Source organism: Mesorhizobium sp. M4A.F.Ca.ET.020.02.1.1 (assembly GCF_004022645.1).
In the GTDB taxonomy this organism is placed as follows: Bacteria; Pseudomonadota; Alphaproteobacteria; order Rhizobiales; family Rhizobiaceae; genus Mesorhizobium.
This window is the reverse complement of record NZ_RZOI01001197.1, coordinates 1-990: the sequence shown is the minus strand read 5'-3', so window position 1 is coordinate 990 and position 990 is coordinate 1. Positions and strand designations below refer to the sequence as shown.

Annotated in this window: 1 protein-coding gene and 1 pseudogene; both read right to left on the bottom strand. The window is 65.2% G+C overall.

The features are described from left to right. A pseudogene (locus tag EN742_RS36020) lies at positions 1-471 on the bottom strand (M23 family peptidase); the annotation flags it as partial. Beyond that, positions 468-974, bottom strand: a complete 507-nt coding sequence (locus EN742_RS36015; RefSeq protein ID WP_245455435.1) for a DUF1036 domain-containing protein — start codon at positions 972-974, stop codon at positions 468-470. The pseudogene EN742_RS36020 and the gene EN742_RS36015, both read right to left, overlap by 4 nt. Positions 975-990: the final 16 nt, after the last annotated feature.

Here is a 990-nt window from a genome sequence, read left to right as displayed (position 1 = left end):
CTTCGGAGGGGTCTGCCGCTGCGCCTGGAAGAAGGCGAAATCCTCCTGTGTCGAGGGGATGGTGGTCATGAACTTTTCGCTGGCGCTGAGCATCACGTCGGACAGGATCTCGAGTTGCGGCGAAATCCCGGCCTGGTCGAGCTCCGCCGGCCGCGCGACCGCATGGCCTTTCGCCGAGGTGTCGGCATCGGGGGCGAGGGTGATCCACATCGGGTCCCCGGCGAGATCGATTATGGCGGGCACATAGACCGACGCGTCGGCCGGGACATCCTCCGTGCCCTCGACAGCCTGCAGTTCCTCGTCCTCGTCGCCGAACGACCAATAGTCGGCGGTAAGATAGAAACCCATGGCGGCCGCAGCCAGGACGATCGCCGCAAGGCCAACGCCGAAGCGGCGCCAGACCTTGCGCCTGCGCAGCGCCAGCCGCGCCTCCCTTTTCCGCTTGAAGCTCGTGTCGATGCTGTGAGTCACGGGCTGTTTCCGGTCAGGAAGAAGGTCCAGCGCACCTGTTCAAGCGTATCGACTTCGACAAACCGCGCGGCGATGTGGCCGCGCTGCCAGCATTCGTTAATGCCGCGGATCGAGAAGCGGCGCCGGTCGATGCACATTTCGGTCGAGCCGCCCAGGATCGCATGGCCGAACACGTCCGTCGCATAGATGTAGATGTAGCGGTTGGTCAGCTCCTCGCGAATGACGTTCACGCACTGGTTGGCGCCGATGGTCCACCAGCCGTCGGTCTGGTCGGCATTGTCGACCTTCTGGCCGACGGCAAGATTGACGACGTCGAGGGTCTGATTGCAGACCGTGAACTCCGCGCGGGCGTGGCCGATCGACAGGATCGTCAGCAGTGCCGCGAACGGGATCGCGGCAGGCCTGGCGCGGCCGATCAGGCCAAGCAGGGTTCGGGCCCGATCACGCAGCTTGCGTGGCGGGACGACGGGCGGGAAGGAAGAACGCGAGCGGCGGATTTCCATCGGCGTCCATGCTACC